The organism is Pseudoalteromonas apostichopi (assembly GCF_030297135.1).
Classification (GTDB): domain Bacteria; phylum Pseudomonadota; class Gammaproteobacteria; order Enterobacterales; family Alteromonadaceae; genus Pseudoalteromonas; species Pseudoalteromonas apostichopi.
The window spans coordinates 1,326,254-1,346,943 of sequence record NZ_AP028065.1; the positions used below are offsets into that span (position 1 = coordinate 1,326,254).

At 40.7% G+C, this 20,690-nt stretch carries 15 protein-coding genes; 4 read left to right on the plus strand and 11 right to left on the minus strand.

The window, feature by feature from the left end; all coding sequences use genetic code 11:
* Positions 1-96: 96 nt before the first annotated feature.
* Entirely contained in the window at positions 97-819 is a 723-nt protein-coding gene (gene trmJ / locus QUE86_RS05905) for a tRNA (cytosine(32)/uridine(32)-2'-O)-methyltransferase TrmJ (protein WP_130050440.1), read from the minus strand.
* 618 nt (positions 820-1,437) lie between these two features.
* Here trmJ and suhB point away from each other — a divergent pair.
* Entirely contained in the window at positions 1,438-2,241 is an 804-nt protein-coding gene (gene suhB, locus QUE86_RS05910) for an inositol-1-monophosphatase (protein WP_130050439.1), read from the plus strand.
* 36 nt (positions 2,242-2,277) lie between these two features.
* Here suhB and QUE86_RS05915 read toward each other — a convergent pair whose 3' ends face one another.
* From QUE86_RS05915 to QUE86_RS05935, 5 genes are all read right to left on the minus strand, one after another.
* Positions 2,278-3,108 (minus strand): substrate-binding periplasmic protein, encoded by an 831-nt coding sequence (locus QUE86_RS05915; protein ID WP_130050438.1) that lies wholly within the window; start codon positions 3,106-3,108, stop codon positions 2,278-2,280.
* A gap of 83 nt (positions 3,109-3,191) precedes the next feature.
* Positions 3,192-4,982, minus strand: a complete 1,791-nt coding sequence (locus tag QUE86_RS05920; RefSeq protein WP_286259876.1) for a GGDEF domain-containing protein — start codon at positions 4,980-4,982, stop codon at positions 3,192-3,194.
* An 87-nt stretch (positions 4,983-5,069) separates the two neighbouring features.
* The gene (locus QUE86_RS05925; protein ID WP_286259877.1) at positions 5,070-5,621 is read right to left on the minus strand and encodes a hypothetical protein; all 552 of its coding nucleotides are present in this window, start codon (positions 5,619-5,621) and stop codon (positions 5,070-5,072) included.
* Between the two features lie 125 nt (positions 5,622-5,746).
* Entirely contained in the window at positions 5,747-6,703 is a 957-nt protein-coding gene (locus QUE86_RS05930; protein WP_286259880.1) for a sugar-binding transcriptional regulator, read from the minus strand.
* A gap of 392 nt (positions 6,704-7,095) precedes the next feature.
* Positions 7,096-8,445, minus strand: coding sequence for a carbohydrate porin (locus QUE86_RS05935; RefSeq protein ID WP_286259883.1), 1,350 nt, complete (start codon positions 8,443-8,445; stop codon positions 7,096-7,098).
* A gap of 612 nt (positions 8,446-9,057) precedes the next feature.
* On the opposite strand from QUE86_RS05935, the gene QUE86_RS05940 reads away from it, so the two are divergent.
* Entirely contained in the window at positions 9,058-10,770 is a 1,713-nt protein-coding gene (locus QUE86_RS05940) for a purine-cytosine permease family protein (RefSeq protein WP_286259884.1), read from the plus strand.
* A gap of 17 nt (positions 10,771-10,787) precedes the next feature.
* Positions 10,788-12,284, plus strand: a complete 1,497-nt coding sequence (locus QUE86_RS05945; RefSeq protein WP_286259886.1) for a mannitol dehydrogenase family protein — start codon at positions 10,788-10,790, stop codon at positions 12,282-12,284.
* 60 nt (positions 12,285-12,344) lie between these two features.
* Here QUE86_RS05945 and secF read toward each other — a convergent pair whose 3' ends face one another.
* From secF to queA, 5 genes are all read right to left on the minus strand, one after another.
* A complete protein-coding gene (gene secF, locus QUE86_RS05950) occupies positions 12,345-13,292 on the minus strand; it encodes a protein translocase subunit SecF (protein ID WP_130050431.1) in 948 nt (315 codons plus the stop codon).
* An 8-nt stretch (positions 13,293-13,300) separates the two neighbouring features.
* A complete protein-coding gene (secD, locus tag QUE86_RS05955; protein ID WP_167658393.1) occupies positions 13,301-15,160 on the minus strand; it encodes a protein translocase subunit SecD in 1,860 nt (619 codons plus the stop codon).
* Between the two features lie 22 nt (positions 15,161-15,182).
* Positions 15,183-15,521, minus strand: coding sequence for a preprotein translocase subunit YajC (yajC, locus tag QUE86_RS05960; protein WP_036973302.1), 339 nt, complete (start codon positions 15,519-15,521; stop codon positions 15,183-15,185).
* A gap of 29 nt (positions 15,522-15,550) precedes the next feature.
* The gene (tgt, locus tag QUE86_RS05965) at positions 15,551-16,678 is read right to left on the minus strand and encodes a tRNA guanosine(34) transglycosylase Tgt (RefSeq protein ID WP_058583935.1); all 1,128 of its coding nucleotides are present in this window, start codon (positions 16,676-16,678) and stop codon (positions 15,551-15,553) included.
* A 138-nt stretch (positions 16,679-16,816) separates the two neighbouring features.
* Entirely contained in the window at positions 16,817-17,848 is a 1,032-nt protein-coding gene (queA, locus tag QUE86_RS05970) for a tRNA preQ1(34) S-adenosylmethionine ribosyltransferase-isomerase QueA (protein ID WP_130050429.1), read from the minus strand.
* A gap of 215 nt (positions 17,849-18,063) precedes the next feature.
* On the opposite strand from queA, the gene QUE86_RS05975 reads away from it, so the two are divergent.
* On the plus strand, positions 18,064-20,574 hold the full coding sequence (locus tag QUE86_RS05975) for a two-component system response regulator (RefSeq protein ID WP_167658394.1): 2,511 nt from the start codon (positions 18,064-18,066) through the stop codon (positions 20,572-20,574).
* The last annotated feature ends 116 nt before the right edge of the window (positions 20,575-20,690 follow it).

A 20,690-nucleotide genomic window follows, 5' to 3' on the forward strand; every position in this document is an offset into this window, starting at 1 on the left:
ACTGATAAAACCTAATACCTGACAAAAATGGTCAAGTACTAGGTCTATTCTAATTACCTGAGTAATTTAGTCAAGTATTATACTTATAACCTGTGATTATTTTATAGACTTATTAATTGAGGTAAGAATACCGCGTAAGATGTTCATCTCTGCTTCTTCTGGGCGTGCGCGGTTGAATAAACGACGAAGTTTTGTCATCACCATACCTGGGTGTTGCTTGATGATAAAACCTGTATCATTTAGAGTTTGCTCTAAGTGCTCGTAAAACAGCTCAGTTTGCTTTGCATTTGGGTAGGTTGCTTCGTCTTCTTCTTGTGCTTTTGGCTGTTTGTTTAAATAAGCCATACGTGTTTCATAACACAATGTTTGCACAGCCATTGCTAGATTTAGCGAGCTGTATTCAGGGTTCGCAGGAATACATACGTGGTAGTTACATTGTTGTAGTTCTTCGTTAGTTAAACCACTATTTTCGCGGCCAAATACCAATGCTACTGGACCATGCTCAGCTTCAGCCACTAGTTTTTCACCACATTCACGCGGCTCAACCATAGGCCAAGATAAAGTACGTGAACGTGCACTCGTACCAATTGTTAAACTACAATCAGCAATTGCATCAGCTAGCGTATCAACAACCACAGCTTTACCTAAAACATCCGTGGCACCTGCAGCAAGGGCACTCGCATGACTATCAATTTCACAAGCAGGATCAACAAGATATAAATTTGATAAGCCCATCGTTTTCATAGCACGTGCCGCTGAGCCAATATTACCAGAATGTGATGTGTTTACTAATACGATACGAATATCATCAAGTGTCATTGCGTTGTTACTTACTGAAAGTCAAAAATTGCGGGGATTATAGCATGGCTGCAAGCGCTAGGCGATATGCTTTGAGCGGTAAGCAAGCATTGTAGGTACGATTTTACATCGCGCAACACTTCTATGATTCACAAAGAGAATAAGAGGCGCTGCGCTTTAGAGAAAACAAAAAAGCCTTATTGTCACTTTCTTATTTTCTTCTCGCTCACTTCTCTTTTGCAAAAACATATTTGAACCACAGAGAACACAGAGGCGTTTATCGCTTCACTGAGAAAACCAAATTATCACAAAGAGATAAAGAGACGCTGCGCTTTAGAGAAAACAAGAAAACATAATTATCAGTTCCTCATTTTCTTCTCATTCACTTCTCTTTGTGTAAATATTTTCGGCACTAAAGTACCTCCTACGAGGCAGGCCTTTGACAAAACCCTGAAAAACAACACCGTTCGACTTCAAACTTAAAGCTTACCGCTTGTTGTGCAATAGGATCCCCTTACATTTCAACCCTGTACAAAAAACAACCTAATTTATTCGAGTTTATTGTTTACTTTACGCTAGAAATCGCTAGAATACGCCGGCTTAAATATATTCGTTCTTTTACAACCCAAAGGTAATGCTATGCATCCAATGTTAAACATTGCGGTTCGCGCTGCGCGTAACGCAGGCAAAATTTTACTTCGTGCAAGTGAAGATTTATCAAAAGTTGATGTACAACAAAAAGGCACTAACGACTTAGTGACTAACATCGATAAAGAAGCTGAAGCCGCAATTCGTGATACCATTTTAAAATCTTACCCTGATCACTGTATCGTAGGTGAAGAGCTTGGTGAGCACAAAGGTAAAGATGCAGATTACCAATGGATTGTTGATCCACTTGATGGCACAACTAACTTCATCAAGGGTATCCCTCATTTCGCAGTATCAATTGCACTTAAAGTTAAAGGTCGTTTAGATCAAGCTGTTATCTATGATCCAATTCGCGGTGAATTATTCACTGCTTCACGTGGTCAAGGCGCACAGCTTAACAGCAAGCGTTTACGCGTAACTAAAACTAACGAGTTAGCAGGTTCTATACTTGCAACTGGTTTCCCATTCAAACAAAAGCACCACTTAGACGCATACTCTGAAGCGTTTAAAGCACTTTTCATTCAAACTGCTGATATCCGCCGTGCAGGTTCTGCTGCGTTAGATATGGCTTATGTTGCTGCGGGTCGTGTTGATGGTTTCTTTGAAATTGGCCTTAAGCCATGGGACACAGCGGCAGGCGAGCTTTTAGTTAAAGAAGCTGGCGGTATGGTTGTTGATTTCGCAGGTGGTATTAACTATAACCAAAGCGGCAACATCATTTGTGGCGCACCTAAGTTAACTCAAGCGATCATTCGTGAAATTCGCCCAGTGTTAACTGAATCACTACTTCGCTAATAGCGGTTGTAATACAGATTTACATACAAAAAGGAGCTAAGGCTCCTTTTTTTGTGGCTGAAAATAATCGTTATCGAGTTCTATCTCTGTTACTTCACCTTCTTTAAATGGCAATTTGGCTAAGTCCTCAGCAAAGTAGCTCGCAAATAATTGCTCAAACTCGCCCGTGCTTTTCATCTTGGTGAGTCCTTTCAATAACACCTCAGCGAGTTCTGGCCTGTGGTTGCTGACAAAAAAGTAAAATGCTGTTGGGTAACTAATATAAAGGTCAGGCACTATAACCAGCTCGTCACTCTTTACTTGTTCCATTTCTGAAATGACTTCAATGAACGAACGCGGAAAATAATCAACTCGCCCTCTGATCACTAAACTAAACATTGCTTGATAATTTGCTAACGGCCTGACAGATAGACCATTTTGCGCAAGAATTTTAGTATCAGGCCAATCATGACCCTGTATAGCTGTAAACGGTGCTAAATCTTGTTTCGTTTTTACATCTTTAAAACGAGGCACAAACGCTCGTTTGGTAAGTAGCGCTCGTTTGCCTATGTAACCCTTAAACAAAGGGACGGGTACAGCAATGGCTAAGTGTTCACGCTCTGGGCTTGTCATACTCCAAAACAAATCGGCTTGCTTTGCATCAAGCATAAGCAAAGTACGCTGTTGGTGAGGATGAACAAGTACTTCATTGATTTCTGCTTGGTAATTACCGGCACGTAACGCCGCTGTCAGTAATTCATGAAGATAATAATCACGTTTATAAAATGGGCGTTGCTCAACCGCTAAATTCACCACATTGTTAGCTTCAGTAGCAAGGCTGTATCCTAGGCTCAGCAATATTAATATTGCACTACATAGTCGCTTCATTGTTATTTTTGTTAATGTGTTTTTTTTAAGCTACACCCAGTTAAACAGGGACACAAGTAAAATTAAGCAAACTTCAAATTTCTTCATGAGTTAATAGTAAGTGCTTCATCTTTTTGACAGCTTAAACGCACCACTGCAGGAGCTGGCCGGCTGCGTTTACATACAAACAAGTGGCTACTCTGATAGCGCTTGGCCTCTTTTTTCGCATCAGTAGCCAGCGCTGCAACTTGGTGGCTGTTGATGCAAAGCTTCAAATCAGGCTTAACCAAACCTATTGATAATGTAAGTAATGGCACAAACTGCTTTTTGCCCTCTCGGTTACTGGCCCAGTAACCCCCTTGCTCCATATGCTCTGGGGTAAAAAAAGCCCGAGACTGGTGTTCAAACTTTCTAATAATGTCATGGCATACTTGCTCTGCATCATTTTTATCAAACACTACCATAAAGTCATCACCACCAATGTGACCCACAAAGCCTTTGCTAGTACTACAGGCCTCTACGATTACTTCTGCAAGCAGCTTTATAACGCTATCACCACTGGCGTATCCATACAGGTCATTGAATTGTTTAAAGTGGTTTAAATCAACATAGGCTAACGAGAATGGGTAATTATTGCGAAGTCTCAGTTCAATTGCTTCGTTAATAGCGACATTACCCGGCAACATAGTTAGCGGATTGGCATGTTGTGCATGGCGGATTTTTTCTTCTGTAATGTGTTTTAAGATATTACGTAGTGGTGCCAAGCCTAAGTATTCGCCATTACGGGTGATCACAATGTGACGTCGAATATCAAACTCAAATTCGGTAATTTGCTGACTCACCGTATCGAGTAACTCGTTTTCGTCTACCACTAACGGCTGCTTATCCATTAAAGAAGTAACTGGTTGCTTGTCGTAAAGTGCATGGCCATAAGGAGCGGCAAATACTTCAGTGAGTTGATCTCGATGTAATAAACCAACGGGGATATTGTGCTCTAGTACGGCAAGGCTAGTTAGAGTTTTATCTTGTTCAAAAATACTGTGAGCATCTTTACAGCGTGTTGTTGCTTCAATATTAGCGTGCTCTACCGCTAACCAACCAATCGCCATTGACTGCTCAAATGTATTGCTATTGTCTGATGACTCCAAGTGCTTTAAGCAGTGGATATTAATTTCGTAACTAGGCTGCAAGCTCGGCCTTTCCAGTAAAAAACCTTGTGCATGCTGCACGCCCAAAATTTCGAGTAGACGAAGTTCCTCAGCCCGCTCAATGCCTTCTGCTATCACTTGCGTATTGGTGGCTTTTGCAAGCTCAATAATTGACTTTAAAAACTCTTTTTTAACGACACTCTGGTCACAATGATCGATAAAGTAGCGGTCTATTTTTACAAACTCAGGACATAACTCAGACCATTGCTTTAAACCCGAATAGCCAGCGCCTAAGTCATCAATGGCAATCGAAAAACCTAACTCACGATAATGGGCAATGGTCTTTAACAATAAAAAGCCATCATCCACTTTTTCTTGCTCTGTAACCTCAATAACCACGCGATTAGTTGCAAGACCAAAGTGTTCAACTAGATGTAATGTTTCACCCTTAGGGTGGCAAGGGTCGAGTAAAGTTTTAGGACTTACGTTTAAGAACAACTTACCCTCAAGATTGAGCTTAACAAAGTTTTCAATTGCTCTACTGCGGCAAAGTAGCTCTAATTCAGAGATCTTATGGCAATCAATGGCTGCGCTGAACAATCTACTCGGCATTTCTAACTCAGACCCTTTCGGGCCGCGACTTAACGCCTCGTAGCCCAAAATATGTTGATTAGAAATGTCAAAGATAGGTTGAAACAAGGTTTCAATTGCACTGTTATCTAAGATCTGCTGTAGTTGTGCGTTCACCTTACACCTAGCCTAAAAAATACAAATAGGAGGCTAAATTAGCAACCTTGTATGACAATTTTATGGCAAGGCGATGACGAGTGCAGACTAGTCAATGGCAGTGATCAGCTCAAGCTGTTTAATACGGGCAAAACTATCAATCATTTTTAGTTTGGCGCTCTGGTAATCATCCTGTGCTAAACTTGTTTGTTGAGCTAATTTATAAATTGCAAGCGGATTAAGTAATAACTGCTGCGCGTGATAGCAACTTGCAGCTGCAAATTCTGGAAGCTCCGGTTCTAAGTTAATCGTAATTTCATTCTTCAACGCTTCTGTATCATCACTTTGCTGTTGCTGAAACTCTGTTGCGTTTGCCATCGCTTGCAAACTTGCCTCACATTCTGGCAGCTGTGCTTTAAGGTTTAAAAACAAACCAGTTGATGAACTAATTAGCTTAAGCGTCAGATCTTGTAATTGCTGAGCAGTTGATTGGTTTTGTAATGCTTCTACAACTTGCCAAGCCAACCCTTGATAGCTGTCGAACTGCTGCCCTAGAGTCACCTCAGGTGATTGTTGAATTTCAGTCTGTTCTGGCTCTGCTTTTTTGCCACAAGCGCTAAGCATTAAAAGTATAAACACACTAAACATCAGGTGTTTCATAATTTCTCCGAGAGTCTGATTTAACTCATTTTAAAACAATCATTAGTAGCAAGAGTAACCATAAATGCAAGAACAACTGAAAACATGTAACTCGTTAAGTATAGTCAATTTCATAACACCAAGATTTACTTCAGCAACAGTGCCTCTGCAGTTAGTTCGTTCGTAATGAGACTATTGATCATTCCAGATTCTATCGCTCCAGCAATGGCTGGCACTTTATTGTTACCTGCTGCAATCCCAATAACACGTTTTTCATTGCTGGGAGAAAGTACTGCACTCGTCACTCGATTATTTATTTCTGATTCGACAAGATTACCTTCATTATTATAAATCCAGCTAATTACTTCACCTGTAGCACCAATAGCGTCAAGCGCAGCCAGTTCATGCCGAGTAACAAAGCCGTCTAAGTGAAGGGGTGAATTAGTTCCTAAATCACCAATTCCAACAAATGAAACATCAGCTTGTGATGCAAGTTGATGTACATTTTTAACATGCTTTAATTGCTGCCAGCCTACTTTCTCAGCTTCAGATCCTGCAATGACGGGTACTGGCATAGGAAAATGTTGCGCACCAACTCTTTCTGCAACATGAATTGCAACTCCATAGCGACTTGCTGAGCCATCTTGAGCAATATTTCCAACTAAAGATACAATACGATGATGTGGACAATGCATTGTTGGGAGCTCTTCTGCGCATGCACGCAACACTCTACCTGTACCAAACGCTATGATTTTTGCCTGACGTTGTTTTAGCTGTCTTTCGATTTCTGCAGCACCCGCTTGAGCCAAGCCAACAGTAGAATTTATATCGTTACTCTCGCTAGGCACCACTTCACAACTAAGCAAACCGTATCGATTTTGCAGTGCATCAGCAAGCTCCATACAGCGTCGAATTGGATGCTCTAATCGTACTTTTATTAACCCCTGTGATACTGCCAAAGCAACAAGCCTTTGCGCAGATTGGCGAGATGTATTAAGTTGCTTGGCTATTTCATCTTGAGTTTTACCAGCAACATAGTAGAGCCAGCCAGCCCTCGCTGCTTCTTCTAATTTTTGATTATCACTGCTAGAAATTGAAGCCATTTTATACGCCTGTTTAAACAATAAATGAGGTAAATAATTAGCAAAATCAGTCTGCTAAACAAGAGATTTATTACTTTTTAGGGATTTTTAAATACATTTATATAATTGTGCTGTACTCATCCCTTGGGTTGCAAACAAAGTTAAAAATCGACTCTATATTGCTTCTCAGGTTAAGTTAGAATCAGCTATGCAGCGGCTATTTTATACATAATCTGTCATGAATAACAATTTTAGGGTTCACACTCTAAACTAAAAAAGCACCTAACTAAATTTGTTTCAAAATTAGTGAGGTGCCTATGCATTTCACAAAGTGTGAATAACCTGAAGCTATTAGCATCTGAACGACAAAATCAAGAATTTGCAGTCAAATAACTTCGGTTTAAAAGGTTTAGCTAGAAATTTAAGCTCAACTGTAAACCAGCAATCATTGCATTCTCAGCATCATTATCACCATTAGGGTCGATGATATACTGGATACTAGGCATTAACTGTATTGCCGGGGTGACAACATAATTATAATTTAACTCAATCGGGTACTCATGATCCCTTACTATTAATTCATTATTTGAAAAATTAGCATTATAAAAGCGCTGAGCATCATTAAGATCATTACTCACACTGTTTCGACCTACTGCAAAACCTATACGATCGTTTGGTCTACTAACCAATGGTGCATCAATATATCCGCCAAAAGCCAAAACTTCGCCAATAGCACTGATGCTTTTATCTGCATGAATCATACTCGCAAATATACGTAAGCCACCTCCTGATACATTACGAGTAAGCTGTTGTTCAATATTAAAATAAAATGCGTTATCAGTATCCTCTATAGCAACCATATCGTTTGTCGTGCCTGCAGGATAACCAGCGTTATTGACTAGTTTAGTTTTATCTAAACTACTACGGACAATGCCAAACCGATAATCGCCATCTAAACCATTTTTGTAATCCCTTTTATATTCCAGCTCACTAACCAAGGTAGTTCCGTTAATTTCACCTGATGTTGTTAATTTTAGCCCCTGATTTAATGACATGGTTGCAGGGTTTGCATCATAACTGCCTAGTTTAAAAAGCAAATTATCAGTCACTTTGTATGTTAATTGCATTCCTAATGCACTAAGAGGGTCACCATACCAGCTACTACTCAAATAATTAGATGAACCACCACTACAAAATGTCAGGTGCTGAAAGGCACAACTCATCGCAAAAAAATCAGCACTTGGGTAAATTCGACCCACTTTAATGCTAAGTTGATCTTCAAATAAATGCTGAGTTAACGAAAATTGGGTTAAACGAGTTACATTGCCTCGACCATAAATTTGTTGCGATTGCAGCAAAACAGGCAGATTTGCTTTTTCATTAATAAGCTCGCCATTACGATTAGTAAGCTCCACTTTAAATTCGGCGCCAGACCAATTAACCAATTTTTCTAAATTAAAGTAGCCACCGACAAAAAACTGATCTGCATAGGCTGTTTCTGTGCTTTCTCCTCCTTTTAAGTTATGCGCTGTTTGGCTGAAGTAGCCTAAACGAATATTCACTCCTTGCTCTGCTAGCTTATCTCTTGCCCCTAGCCAATCGCCACTTAAATGGCTGTGAAAATCAAAACTATTAGCTGTATGTCCTGACTGAGAATACAGCAACATAATGGCTGCAATAGATTTAAGTCTAGCTACATTAGAATAGCGATAGCTTCTCCCTTTCAATATACGACAAAACTTAGGTTGTTGATTTTTGTTCATATGCATGCTCTCCATTTTAAAATTGTCCTAGCTTAATCAGTATCTTGGTGTCTAGCGCTCGCAACAAGAGCAAATGACACCAGCATGAGCATATTCCTAACACACACTATATTTGTCAACATCAAAAAATAGAGCCTAAATTCTAATAAAAAGAAATTGAAATCTACCAAAGATAAATTGGAATGGATAAAACTAATCCTCGTTAATGCGACCAGTGCTTGCAGACAAAACCAAAAACAAATAAAGCATTGATGAGAATAAATAAAATTTAATAACTTAACTAAGCATAATTTAATGAGGTTTAAGTTTGCTAAACAAGTGTAATTACTTCGACTTATTATTAACAATTAACCGATTGAGCAGACTAGTTTATTAACATTGACAAAAAACAAACACCGTAGGATTATGCCCAACAGGCATAGATTTGCCCAAGAAAGCATTTGCTTTTATGTAAATGCTCAATGACAACAATCATGGGCATGTTGAATTTGAAATTTTCTATTTGTCTAATAAAAAGTTTTAAGTGTTAAGCAATAAGCACACAAATAAAAATGCGGTTTAAGCTATTCACTTGCAAATCAGCATGCCTAAAAAGTACTGGGATCGTTACTTATGAAAAGTGATCATAAAGACCTAAACCACATAGAAGAAGAACAATTGCCTATTGCAAAACATAAGCTCAAAGGATGGAGACATTTTTTAGGTTTATACGCTGGTGAGCATGTTGCTGCCACCGAATTTGTATTTGGTGCAACCTTTGTTGCACTTGGTGCAACCATGACAGATATTCTGCTTGGTTTACTAATAGGTAATATTCTCGCCGTGCTGAGCTGGACACTAATCACAACCCCAATAGCGGTTGAAACACGCCTGAGTCTATATACTTACCTTCAAAAAATAGCAGGAAACTCTATGACCCGGTTGTATAACTGGGCGAACGTAATAATCTTTACAGTCATTTCTGCAGCTATGATCACCGTCTCTGCAACGGCTGTTCGCTTTGCACTTGATATTCCCGCTCAATTAAATTGGTATCCAACAAACGCATGGTTTGTCATGGTCGTTCTTGCCGTTGGCATTATCGTTGTATTGGTTGCCATGTATGGTTTTAATGCTGTATCGCAATTCTCAGGTATTTGTGCTCCATGGTTATTTGTTATGTTCATCAGCGGTCCATTAGTACTCATGCCTGAACTTGCAAATTCTGTAATTGGTGAAACCTCAGTCTCCAGCTGGAGAGACTTTATGCACATTGGCAGTGTCTCCGTATGGACTGGGTTAGATGCTAATGGTGAGCCAGGCATTGGGCTGTTAGAAGTCATCGGTTTTTCTTGGGCAGCGAACACGATTACTCATTTTGGTTTAATAGACATGGCCCTACTACGTTACGCGAAGAAAAAAAGCTATGGCTTATGTACATCAGCAGGTATGTTATTTGGTCACTATATCGCTTGGATCTCCGCTGGTATTATGGGTGCGGGCACAGCTGTCCTTGTGAAAAAATCTATTACGGAGCTAGATCCAGGTGATGTTGCGTTCCATGCTCTTGGATTATCTGGGTTAGTTATTGTTATTGTTGCAGGCTGGACAACAGCAAATGCAAACTTATACCGAGCAGGTCTTGCTGCACAAGCTATATTTAGTAACCTTTCGCGTACCAGAACGACATTTTTGGTGGGCATAGTTACTGTTTTAATTGCTTGCTTTCCATTTGTATTTACTAAGTTACTCCCATTACTAACATACGCAGGGCTTTTAGTCGTACCTGTAGGTGCCATCGTTTTTGCTGAACACTTTTTATTTCCAAAGATAGGGCTAACTCGTTATTGGGTTACCTATAAAAAGCTTGAGCATAGCTCTGCGGCTGTGATTGCGTGGGCACTTGGTTTGGTTTTCGGATTTACATTAAACGCGATCAATATAATCCCATTCTACTACCTTTTCTTACCGACTTGGGTTTTCAGTATTGTCGTATATATATTTTTAGCAAAACGAAGTGGAGCTGCACATAAATATCCTGAAGAAGAAGCAGATCTTGCTAATTTTGATAAAAAAGTAGAAAGATTTCACGCCGAGCAAGCAGCCAATGAGCCATCATTTATTCTTGATACACGTCTGCTAACCAAAGTACTCACTTCGGTTGCTTGGTTAAGTTTAGGTATCACTGTGGTGCTAGCAGCAAATACCATGTTCTACTCACCTGATGTTGCTTCATATGAATACAATAGAACATTATTTTTCAATAGTGGATTCGCTTGTACCATCATTTACTTCGCGAGTGCGTATTGGGCTATGCAGCGTAAAAAACAATTTTCAGCCGTTTAACTGCTCGGGGGCAAAACATGAGCGCACTTTCTTTAAATAACTCAACACTGAGCTCTTTTCCTACATCTATATCAGCGCCGCGTTATAACCGACAATCACTGAAAGCCGGGATTGTCCATGTTGGTGTGGGCGGATTTCACCGCTCTCATCAAGCTTTCTATACTGATAACTACATCAACCATACGGGGGATTTAGGTTGGGGCATATGCGGTATAGGCTTACGCGAGGCTGATCGGGCTATTAAGCAATCTCTAGAAGCACAAGATTATCTGTACTCTCTATTAGTAAAACACCCAAGTGGCAAAACTGATGTGCAAGTAATTGGCTGTTTAACCGATTTTCTCTTAGCGCCGGATGATCCAGAAGCCGTAATAAATAAAATGGCCGCTGATGAAACTCAGATTGTTTCATTAACAATAACCGAAGGTGGTTATAATTATGACCCATCTACCGGCGAGTTCGATTTTTCAAACCCCGATATACAACATGATTTAGCAAACCCAAACAAGCCAAAGCTGATTTTTGGCTACCTTGCTGCTGCTTTAGATCGCCGTAGAAAAAGTGGCAAAAAACCATTTACAATTCAGTCTTGTGATAATGTTCAACACAACGGTGATGTAATACGGAAAATGTTAGTTACTTACATTAGTTCGTTTGACTCAGAGCTTGCTGATTGGGTAGTAAGTCAAGTTAGCTTCCCTAATGCAATGGTCGATCGTATAACGCCTGCAACCACTGATAAAGATATTGCTCTAGCTGAACAAATGGGAGTAATCGATTCATGGCCTGTCACGTGTGAGCCTTTTCACCAATGGGTCATCGAGGATAAGTTTTGTCAACAACGCCCAGCTTGGGAGAAAGTAGGTGCACAAGTAGTAACTGATGTAACTCCTTATGAAACCATGAAAATTCGCTTGTTAAATGCGAGTCATACTGTTTTGGGAATACTCGGTTCTTTGCGTGGCTATCAAACCATAGAACAAACAATTTCAGATCCCTTATTTGCAGCAGTAATAAGCAATTTCATGGATAACGAAGTAACACCTATTTTAGATGACGTGCCCGGTATTGATCTAAGTGATTATAAGCGAACGCTGATAGCTCGATTTGCAAACCCTAACATCAAAGACAGCCTTACACGAATTTGCTCTCAAAGCGCAAGTAAGGTCTCTACCTTTTTAGTGCCTACTATTTTAGAAAACTTTAAAATTGGTGGGAATACTCCAATTGCTAATTTAGTGATTGCAGCTTGGTGCTTATACAGCGACACTCATTCATCGCAACAAGGTAAGCCTTTAGAGGTTATCGATGATATAGCTGAAACATTACAGCAGGCAGCTCATGCATCACGAATCTCACCACTCGCTTTTCTTGAGCAACCGAGCATTTTCGGCCCAATTATTGAAAACAAGTCATTTTGTGATGAATATAAATATTACATCAGTAAACTTTATGCGGGAGTGGCGATAGAGCACATTATGGAAGCATTGTTAAGTAAGGATCAGGTAAGGTAAGTTTAAAAAGATATTATTCAAAAAAAACCGCCCTATGGCGGTTTTTCTTTGTAACACTGGTTAAGGCATAGGATCGAGATCCGCACCTTCTTTTTCTATTACTTCTGGAATTAAGTCTTCTTTACTTACACCCATTGCAATTGCTACAGCTGAGGCAACATAGATAGATGAGTAAGTACCGATGAATACACCAAATAGTAATGCAGTTGCGAAACCGTGGATCGTTTGACCACCCCAGCCAAATAACGCAATCAATACTAAGATAGTGGTGATTGAAGTTACTAGGGTACGGTTTAACGTTTGCGTTAATGAAATATCGATAATTTCAATCGTGTCATCAATACGCACCTTACGGAAATTTTCACGGATACGGTCAGATACAACGATGGTATCGTTGAGTGAGTAACCTATTACCGCCAAAATTGCCGCAAGAATCGTTAAGTCAAATTCAAGGCCAAGCACTGAGAATAAACCTAATGTAATGATAACGTCGTGTAATAGTGCTGATACTGCACCGACCGCAAAACGCCATTCAAAACGAAACGCAACGTAAATTAAGATACAGATAAGCGCAGTTAACATGGCAAGGCCACCCTGCTCTTTCAGATCTTCACCAACACTTGGGCCAACAAATTCGATACGACGCATTTCGACTGTCGACTCAACTTTTTGTAATGCCGTAATGATTTGGTTACCAATTACTTCTGCTTTTACGCCAGGACCTTGCGGAGCAAGACGCACTAGAATCTCTTTACTTGAGCCAAACAGTTGCACCGAAAAATCTTCAAAGCCACTTTCAGTGATTGCATCACGAACTTCTTTAAGATCAGGTGCCTGTGTAAAGCCTACCTCAACAGCGGTACCGCCAGTGAAGTCGAGACCAAAATTTAAGCCTTTAGTAAAAAACGATACGAAAGAAGCCAAAATCAACAAAGTTGATAGTGCCATGGCAAACTTTCTTAACTTCATAAACGGGAGTGTTTTACCACCGAGTTTTAAAATTTGCATGCTGACTCCTAAATCGACAACTTCTCAACGCGCTTACCGCCAATAAACAAGTTGATTACCGCACGGGTACCAACAATGGCTGTAAACATAGAGGTGATAATACCAATCGCTAGCGTTACTGCGAAACCAGCAATAGGACCAGTACCCACAGCAAATAGGATCACTGCTGCGATAAGCGTTGTGATATTAGCATCTAAAATTGTGCTAAACGCGCTGTCGTAACCAAAATGAACCGCTTGTTGTGGACTGCGGCCATCTGCAAGTTCTTCACGAATACGTTCGAAGATAAGTACGTTGGCATCAACGGCCATACCTACGGTTAGTACGATACCGGCAATACCCGGTAGCGTTAGCGCTGCACCTGGGATAAGCGACATTACACCGACGATTAGTACTAAGTTGGCACCTAGTGCGATATTCGCCACCATGCCGAAACCTTTGTAATAAACAAGCATAAATAAAAGTACAAACACGAAACCAAGCACAACCGCGGTCATACCCGCTTCAATGTTTTCCTGACCTAAGCTTGGACCTACCGTGCGCTCTTCAACAATTTGAATTGGCGCAACAAGTGCACCCGCACGTAGTAATAAGCTAAGATTATGTGCTTCAGCTGGGTTATCGATACCAGTAATACGGAATGAACGGTCTAGACGCGCTTGAATCGTCGCCACGTTAATCACTTCTTCAACTTTAATTGGTGGAAGTGCTTTACCATTTTCATCTGTTTTACCTGATGGCTTATATTCGATAAATACCGTTGCCATGCGTTTACCGATCGCACGCTTAGTGAACGCATTCATTTTCGCGCCACCTTTACTGTCTAGCGTGATGCTAACTTGTGGACGTTGATACTCATCCATACCTGATTGCGCGCCAGTAATGTGGCTACCTTCAAGGATGATGCGTTGCTTAAGTACCACAGGGTAACCTTCACGAGCCATAATCATTTCAGTACCAGGCGGTAAACGGCCCTGAAGCGCAGCACTTGCATCTGCGTTTTCATCAACTTCGCGGAATTCTAATGTTGCTGTTGCACCAAGAATTTCTTTTGCACGAGCTGTATCTTGTACACCCGGAAGCTGCACGATAATGCGCTCAGCACCTTGACGCTGTACGTTCGGCTCAGCAACACCAATCTGGTTAATACGGTTACGAATAATCGTTTCGTTTTGTTTGATAGCGTAATCACGAATTTCTTTAAGCTTTTGCTCGCTCATGCTGGCATAAAAAGCATTATCGCTGCTGCTATCATCAACATAAACGTTTAATGGGTAACGTGTTGATAAGAAACGCTCTGCAGCGTCTTTATCTTCTTCGTTACGCATTTCAACACGTAATCGCTCACTATTCGCTACACGGCGAATAGTACGATAACGTAGTTTTTCTTCACGTAAGTCACTTTTGAAATCTTGTTCCATTTGCTCAAGCTGAGTATCAACCGCCGTCGCCATGTCGATTTCCATAGTAAAGTGAACACCACCGCTTAAATCTAGGCCTAGCTTCATTGGGTTACCACCCAGTGACTTTAACCACTCTGGTTGAGCAGGAGCCATATTGATTGCAGAGATATAATCTTCACTAAGGGAATCACGCAGTAGATCTTGCGCTTTTAGTTGGTCTTCAACATTCTTAAAACGAACCAGAATTTGTCCGTCTTCAAGTTTACTTGATTTAACAGTAACGTTATGTTCTTTGAGAGTCGCATTTACTTTATCGAGTACGCTGAGGTCAGCATCAGTACCTTTAGTGCCCGATACTTGTATGGCCGGGTCACGGCCATACAAGTTAGGAGAGGCATATAAAATACCAACGACTAACACTACAAGAACAAGTAAATACTTCCATAATGGAAACTTGTTTAACACGTGTGAGTCCTTATTTTTATTGTTATAGCGACTTCATAGTGCCTTTAGGCAATACTGCAGAAACAGCTGATTTTTGTACTGTTACTTCTGCTTGGTCATTTAATGAAATCACGATGAAGTCTTTGTCATCAGCGATTTTAGCAATCTTACCCACTAAACCACCTTGCGTTAGTACTTCGTCGCCTTTTGCCATTGCGCTCATTAGTGCTTTATGCTCTTTTACGCGCTTAGCTTGTGGACGGTAGATTAAGAAATAAAATACCAGACCGAAAATACCCAACATGATCAGCATTTCCATGCCACCACCTGCTGGTGCTGCACCTGCCGCACTTGCGTGGGCGTTTGAGATGAATAAACTCATTTCACTTCCTCTTTAATTTTTCTAAAAATTTAATCTGATGTATCTGCAAGCTCAGGCACTTCTTGGCCGCGGCGTGCATAAAAATCTGCAACAAATTCGTCTAGTTTGCCATTGCTAATGGCATTACGTAAGCCTTCCATCACGCGTTGATAATAACGTAAGTTATGAATCGTGTTTAGACGTGCGCCTAAGATTTCATTACATTTATCAAGATGATGCAAGTATGCACGTGAATAGTTTTTACAAGTATGACAATCACACTCTGGATCCAGTGGACCCGTGTCTGTTTTATGGACTGCATTACGGATTTTAACAATGCCGCCTGTTACGAATAAATGACCGTTACGAGCATTACGCGTAGGCATTACACAGTCAAACATATCGATACCACGGCGAACCGCTTCAACTAAATCTTCTGGTTTACCAACGCCCATTAAGTAACGAGGCTTGTCTTCAGGCATTTTGTAAGCACAGTGATCAAGAATATTGATCATCTCATTTTTCGGCTCACCTACCGATAAACCACCTAAGGCATAACCATCAAAGCCGATTTCTTCTAGGCCTTTTTGTGATTGTGCACGAAGCTCAGGATACATACCACCTTGAATAATACCAAATAGCGCAGCTGGGTTATCGCCATGACCTTCTTTTGAACGTTTAGCCCAACGAAGTGATAACTCCATAGAATCTTTAGCTTCTTTTTCTGTCGCAGGGTATGGCGTACATTCGTCAAAAATCATCACGATGTCAGAGCCTAAATCACGCTGAACTTGCATCGCTTTTTCTGGCGAAAGCATGATTTTTTCACCATTAACTGGTGAGCTGAACATTACGCCTTCTTCAGTGATTTTACGCATTGCGCCTAAGCTGAATACTTGGAAACCGCCTGAATCAGTTAGGATTGGACGATCCCAATTCATAAAGTCGTGTAAATCACCGTGTTGCTTAATGATTTCTGTACCAGGACGCAGCATTAAGTGGAAAGTGTTACCTAGGCAAATTTGCGCGCCGGTATCTTTCACTTCGTCAGGCGTCATGCCTTTAACAGTACCGTAAGTACCTACAGGCATAAATGCTGGCGTTTCTACAACACCACGTTCAAAAATCAAGCGGCCGCGGCGCGCTTTACCGTCAGTGCGGTCTAATTCAAATTTCATATTATCCTCAGTGTCGGAAAAACAGTCCAACAAGCTATAATTTAACCGCTCGATTCTACCCTGTTTGCGGGTTTATTACTATAAATTGGGCTAAATTCGAAAATAAAAAGCCCAGTTAAAAAACTGGGCTTTTTATAGTTATTTGCGCGTTAAGAACATCGCATCACCATAACTAAAGAAGCGATACTGCTGCTCAATAGCCGTATGGTAGGCACCCATAATGTTCTCTTGGCCAGCAAAAGCACTCACTAACATGATTAACGTTGATTCAGGTAAGTGAAAATTTGTCACCATGGCATCAACCACATTGAACTGATAACCCGGGTAGATAAAGATATCGGTATCACCAAAATATGTATCTAATTTGCCGCCGTGCACTTTAGCAGCTGACTCTAACGAACGCACTGACGTAGTACCCACCGCAATTACACGACCACCTTTTGCTTTCGTTTCAGCTACCGCTTTAACCACTTCATCTGGTACTTCGATGTACTCTGAGTGCATGACATGCTCATCAACTGAGTCAACGCGCACAGGCTGGAAAGTACCTGCACCAACATGCAAAGTCACAAACGCCATGTTAATGCCTTTATCTTTTAAGGCTGCCATTAACTTATCGTCAAAATGCAGGCCTGCAGTTGGGGCTGCAACTGCACCTGGTTTTTCACCATATACTGTTTGGTAACGCTCACGGTCTGATTCGTTATCAGGGCGGTCAATATAGGGTGGCAATGGCATGTGCCCAATGTCATTAAGAATATCAAGTACATTTTCGTCTTTGGCAAATTCAAGCTCAAATAGCTCACCGTGACGGGCAACCATGATTGCTTCAGCTTTACCTTCAAGAATGATTTTTGATCCTGGTTTTGGTGATTTGCTGGCACGTACATGAGCCAGCACTCGGTGCTCATCAAGCACACGCTCGACCAATACCTCTAGCTTACCACCCGACTCTTTTTGCCCGAACATGCGAGCAGGGATCACTTTGGTGTTATTAAAAACTAATAAGTCATTTTCGTTAACGAGCGATAAAATATCACTAAATACTTTGTGCTCAACTTGCCCTGACGGGCCATCAAGCGTCAGTAAACGGCTGCTAGTTCGATCTGCTTTAGGAAAACGAGCAATTAATTCATCAGGAAGGTCAAAGCTAAAATCAGCTACGCGCATGGAGCATATCTCTCATTAATAAAAACGCGCCAAGTTTACTCTGATACGCCCACTACCTCAAGCAAAGCACTGCACCATCTTAGCGCTCGCTAAAGGCGATTTTAGACTTAAGTGCTTAATAACCGCTTTTAGGTAAAGTTTGCTTGTAGATTAGGCAAAATGTCATTATTCTAGCTTATTCACTAAACATGGGTTAAGTAAGAGGTAGTAGCGCCATGGCAAAGCAGTTAAAGCTGCTAATTTTGAACGCGAGCGTTGCTGAGCGTGAAACAATTAAGACTACATTAAATAAGCTTAATGTCTTCACCTTTATCGAAGCTAGTGACTCTCAAGATGCGCTAAAAATTCTCAAAAGCCACCCTGTGGATATTATCATTACAGGCCTTGAGGTCGGTAAAATTGATGGCTGGCGCTTCTCGCGCATGATTCGCTCTGGGTTATTAAAGACCCCAAAAAACACACCGATTTTACTTACTCCTCCAATTTATTGTGAACGTATAGCCGAAACCACTGCTCGAAGCTATGGTATTGATGCCGTACTGCCGTTTGAGCGCCAAGATATGCTACCGCAAGTACTGGCAAACGTGTTATCAACTCACCTTGAAAAAAGTAGTCGCCTTAATTTATTACTACTTGAAACAGATAACCGTAAAGCAAATGACATTAGCGAACAGCTAAAACTCAGCTTCGCTATTACCCATACCACATCAACAAAAGCGGCCCTTGCCACCTATTTGCAGCAAAAGTTTGCCATTGTACTGATAGATGCCACTGAATCTCACTCTGATACCGCAGCCGGATTGATTAGTGAAATTTTACAGCACAACCCTAAACAAGCAATTGTAACCATCATAGATAACAATGATGCAGATTACGCAGAGCAATTGTTACTTTCTGGCGTCACTGATTTTATTCGCGCACCTTACGATCATTCGTTATTGAGTAAAGTCTGCGACCATGCCGCCCGTCGTGAAGACTTTATGGTGAGCTATGCAGAGTTTGCGCAAAAAGTAGAACAACTAAGTCAGAGCCAAAGCCGTTATAAAGAGCTTTTTTCAGCTCACCAACGTATCTTATTACATCTCAATACCGTGGTGCTTGAGTTTAACCAAGAGGGTAATATTCGCTTTATTAACCCAGCATGGGAGCACCTAACGGGCTACGGCATTAAGTCTAGTTTGGCGAAATCATTAACTGACTTTTGTTTGCCTGAGTGCAAAACAAAGCTGCAGGCTACAATTCAGAGTATTTTGCGTGGTGGCGAGTTACAGCAACAAGTTGAAATTCAGTTAAAGCACAAAAATGGCAATGCAATTTGGGTTGAGTGCCGCTTACAGCTGATTAAAAATAGCCAAAACTCAGCAACCATAACTGCTACTATCGATAACATCCATGAACGTAAGCAAGCTGAACTGCAACTACGTCACTTAGCGCTCCATGATACGCTCACAGAGCTGCATAACCGCTACTACTTTGACCAACAATTACAACGTATTTGTAAAGCTAAATACACCAGTAATGATACCGAGCATGCGCTCATTTATATCGACTTAGATCACTTTAAAATTATCAATGACAGTAAAGGTCACCAACAAGGTGATATCGTTTTAAAAGAGGTTGCTCAGTTATTCATTACAAATATCAGTGAGGAGCACCTGATCTGCCGTATAGGTGGTGATGAATTTGCCGTGATCTTAAAAAATACCAACTTACTCGATGCGCACTTAGTTGCAGAAAGTATTTGTATGGCGATTGAAAAACACCGTTTTCACTCAGAAGGTCAAGAATACTCAATTAGCTGCTCGATAGGTTTAACCCAAATAACCGCTGAAAATAACGATCCAAGTGAGTGTTTAAAGCAAGCTGATATTGCTCTGTATGTGGCAAAGAGCTTAGGCCGAAATCTAGTTCATTGCTACTCGAAGGAAGACTCTAGCCACAACAGTTTACAAGCTGGCCTTGAGTGGGGCCACAGTATTCGCCAAGCATTACAACATGATGCTATCGAATTACACTATCAACCGATTTGGGATTTCAAGCAAGGTCACGTTGCCTATTTTGAAGCTTTATTACGCTTAACGCTTGATGATGAACTCATCTACCCTAACCAGTTTATTCCTGCACTAGAGCTTTTAAACGATACCTTTTTGATGGATCAATGTGTAATTCGTAATGCTATTAAAAGCGTTGCCAAGTACCCCGAACTAAATCAAGTTGCGATTAACTTGTCTGCACAGTCATTTTTAGATGAGCGCTTGCTGCCACATATTGAGTCGAGCTTAAAAGAATACAGTGTTGAACCAACACGCATTATTTTTGAGATCACTGAGTCTGCAAGTATCAATAACCTTGCTGCTACCCGTGCCATGATCGAGCGATTAAACGGCTTAGGTTGCCACTTCTCTATTGATGACTTTGGAACTGGCTTTAGTACTTTTAACTACCTTAAACAATTACCTGCTCAGCATGTAAAAATTGATGGCTCATTCGTCCGCGACATGTTGAATGACCCCATCGATTTAGCTCTTGTGAAAGCGATTAATGACATTAGTACTTCTTTAGATAAACGCTCTGTTGCTGAATATGTTGAAAATAAAGAGATATTCTTAGCGCTAAAAGAGATTGGTGTCGACTATGGTCAAGGTTACTTTATTGCTCGCCCTGTACCGGTTGAAAAAATAAGCGACGAGCTTAAAAAAATATCTGAAAATAATCTGTTTAACTAACAATTATCTAGCCTTAAAAAGCTTAAATTTAATACATTTTTAAACATTTTTTATTAGTTTTTAAACTTCCATACTGACAATACTCATCTATACTTAAATCCACAGCAAGATGAAAT

Bases quoted from the DNA above. Each gene is read 5' to 3' on its own strand.
- trmJ (WP_130050440.1), bottom strand. From the start codon at position 819: ATGACACTTGATGATATTCGTATCGTATTAGTAAACACATCACATTCT.
- suhB (WP_130050439.1), top strand. From the start codon at position 1,438: ATGCATCCAATGTTAAACATTGCGGTTCGCGCTGCGCGTAACGCAGGC.
- QUE86_RS05915 (WP_130050438.1), bottom strand. From the start codon at position 3,108: ATGAAGCGACTATGTAGTGCAATATTAATATTGCTGAGCCTAGGATAC.
- QUE86_RS05925 (WP_286259877.1), bottom strand. From the start codon at position 5,621: ATGAAACACCTGATGTTTAGTGTGTTTATACTTTTAATGCTTAGCGCT.
- QUE86_RS05930 (WP_286259880.1), bottom strand. From the start codon at position 6,703: ATGGCTTCAATTTCTAGCAGTGATAATCAAAAATTAGAAGAAGCAGCG.
- QUE86_RS05935 (WP_286259883.1), bottom strand. From the start codon at position 8,445: ATGAACAAAAATCAACAACCTAAGTTTTGTCGTATATTGAAAGGGAGA.
- QUE86_RS05940 (WP_286259884.1), top strand. From the start codon at position 9,058: ATGAAAAGTGATCATAAAGACCTAAACCACATAGAAGAAGAACAATTG.
- QUE86_RS05945 (WP_286259886.1), top strand. From the start codon at position 10,788: ATGAGCGCACTTTCTTTAAATAACTCAACACTGAGCTCTTTTCCTACA.
- secF (WP_130050431.1), bottom strand. From the start codon at position 13,292: ATGCAAATTTTAAAACTCGGTGGTAAAACACTCCCGTTTATGAAGTTA.
- yajC (WP_036973302.1), bottom strand. From the start codon at position 15,521: ATGAGTTTATTCATCTCAAACGCCCACGCAAGTGCGGCAGGTGCAGCA.
- tgt (WP_058583935.1), bottom strand. From the start codon at position 16,678: ATGAAATTTGAATTAGACCGCACTGACGGTAAAGCGCGCCGCGGCCGC.
- queA (WP_130050429.1), bottom strand. From the start codon at position 17,848: ATGCGCGTAGCTGATTTTAGCTTTGACCTTCCTGATGAATTAATTGCT.
- QUE86_RS05975 (WP_167658394.1), top strand. From the start codon at position 18,064: ATGGCAAAGCAGTTAAAGCTGCTAATTTTGAACGCGAGCGTTGCTGAG.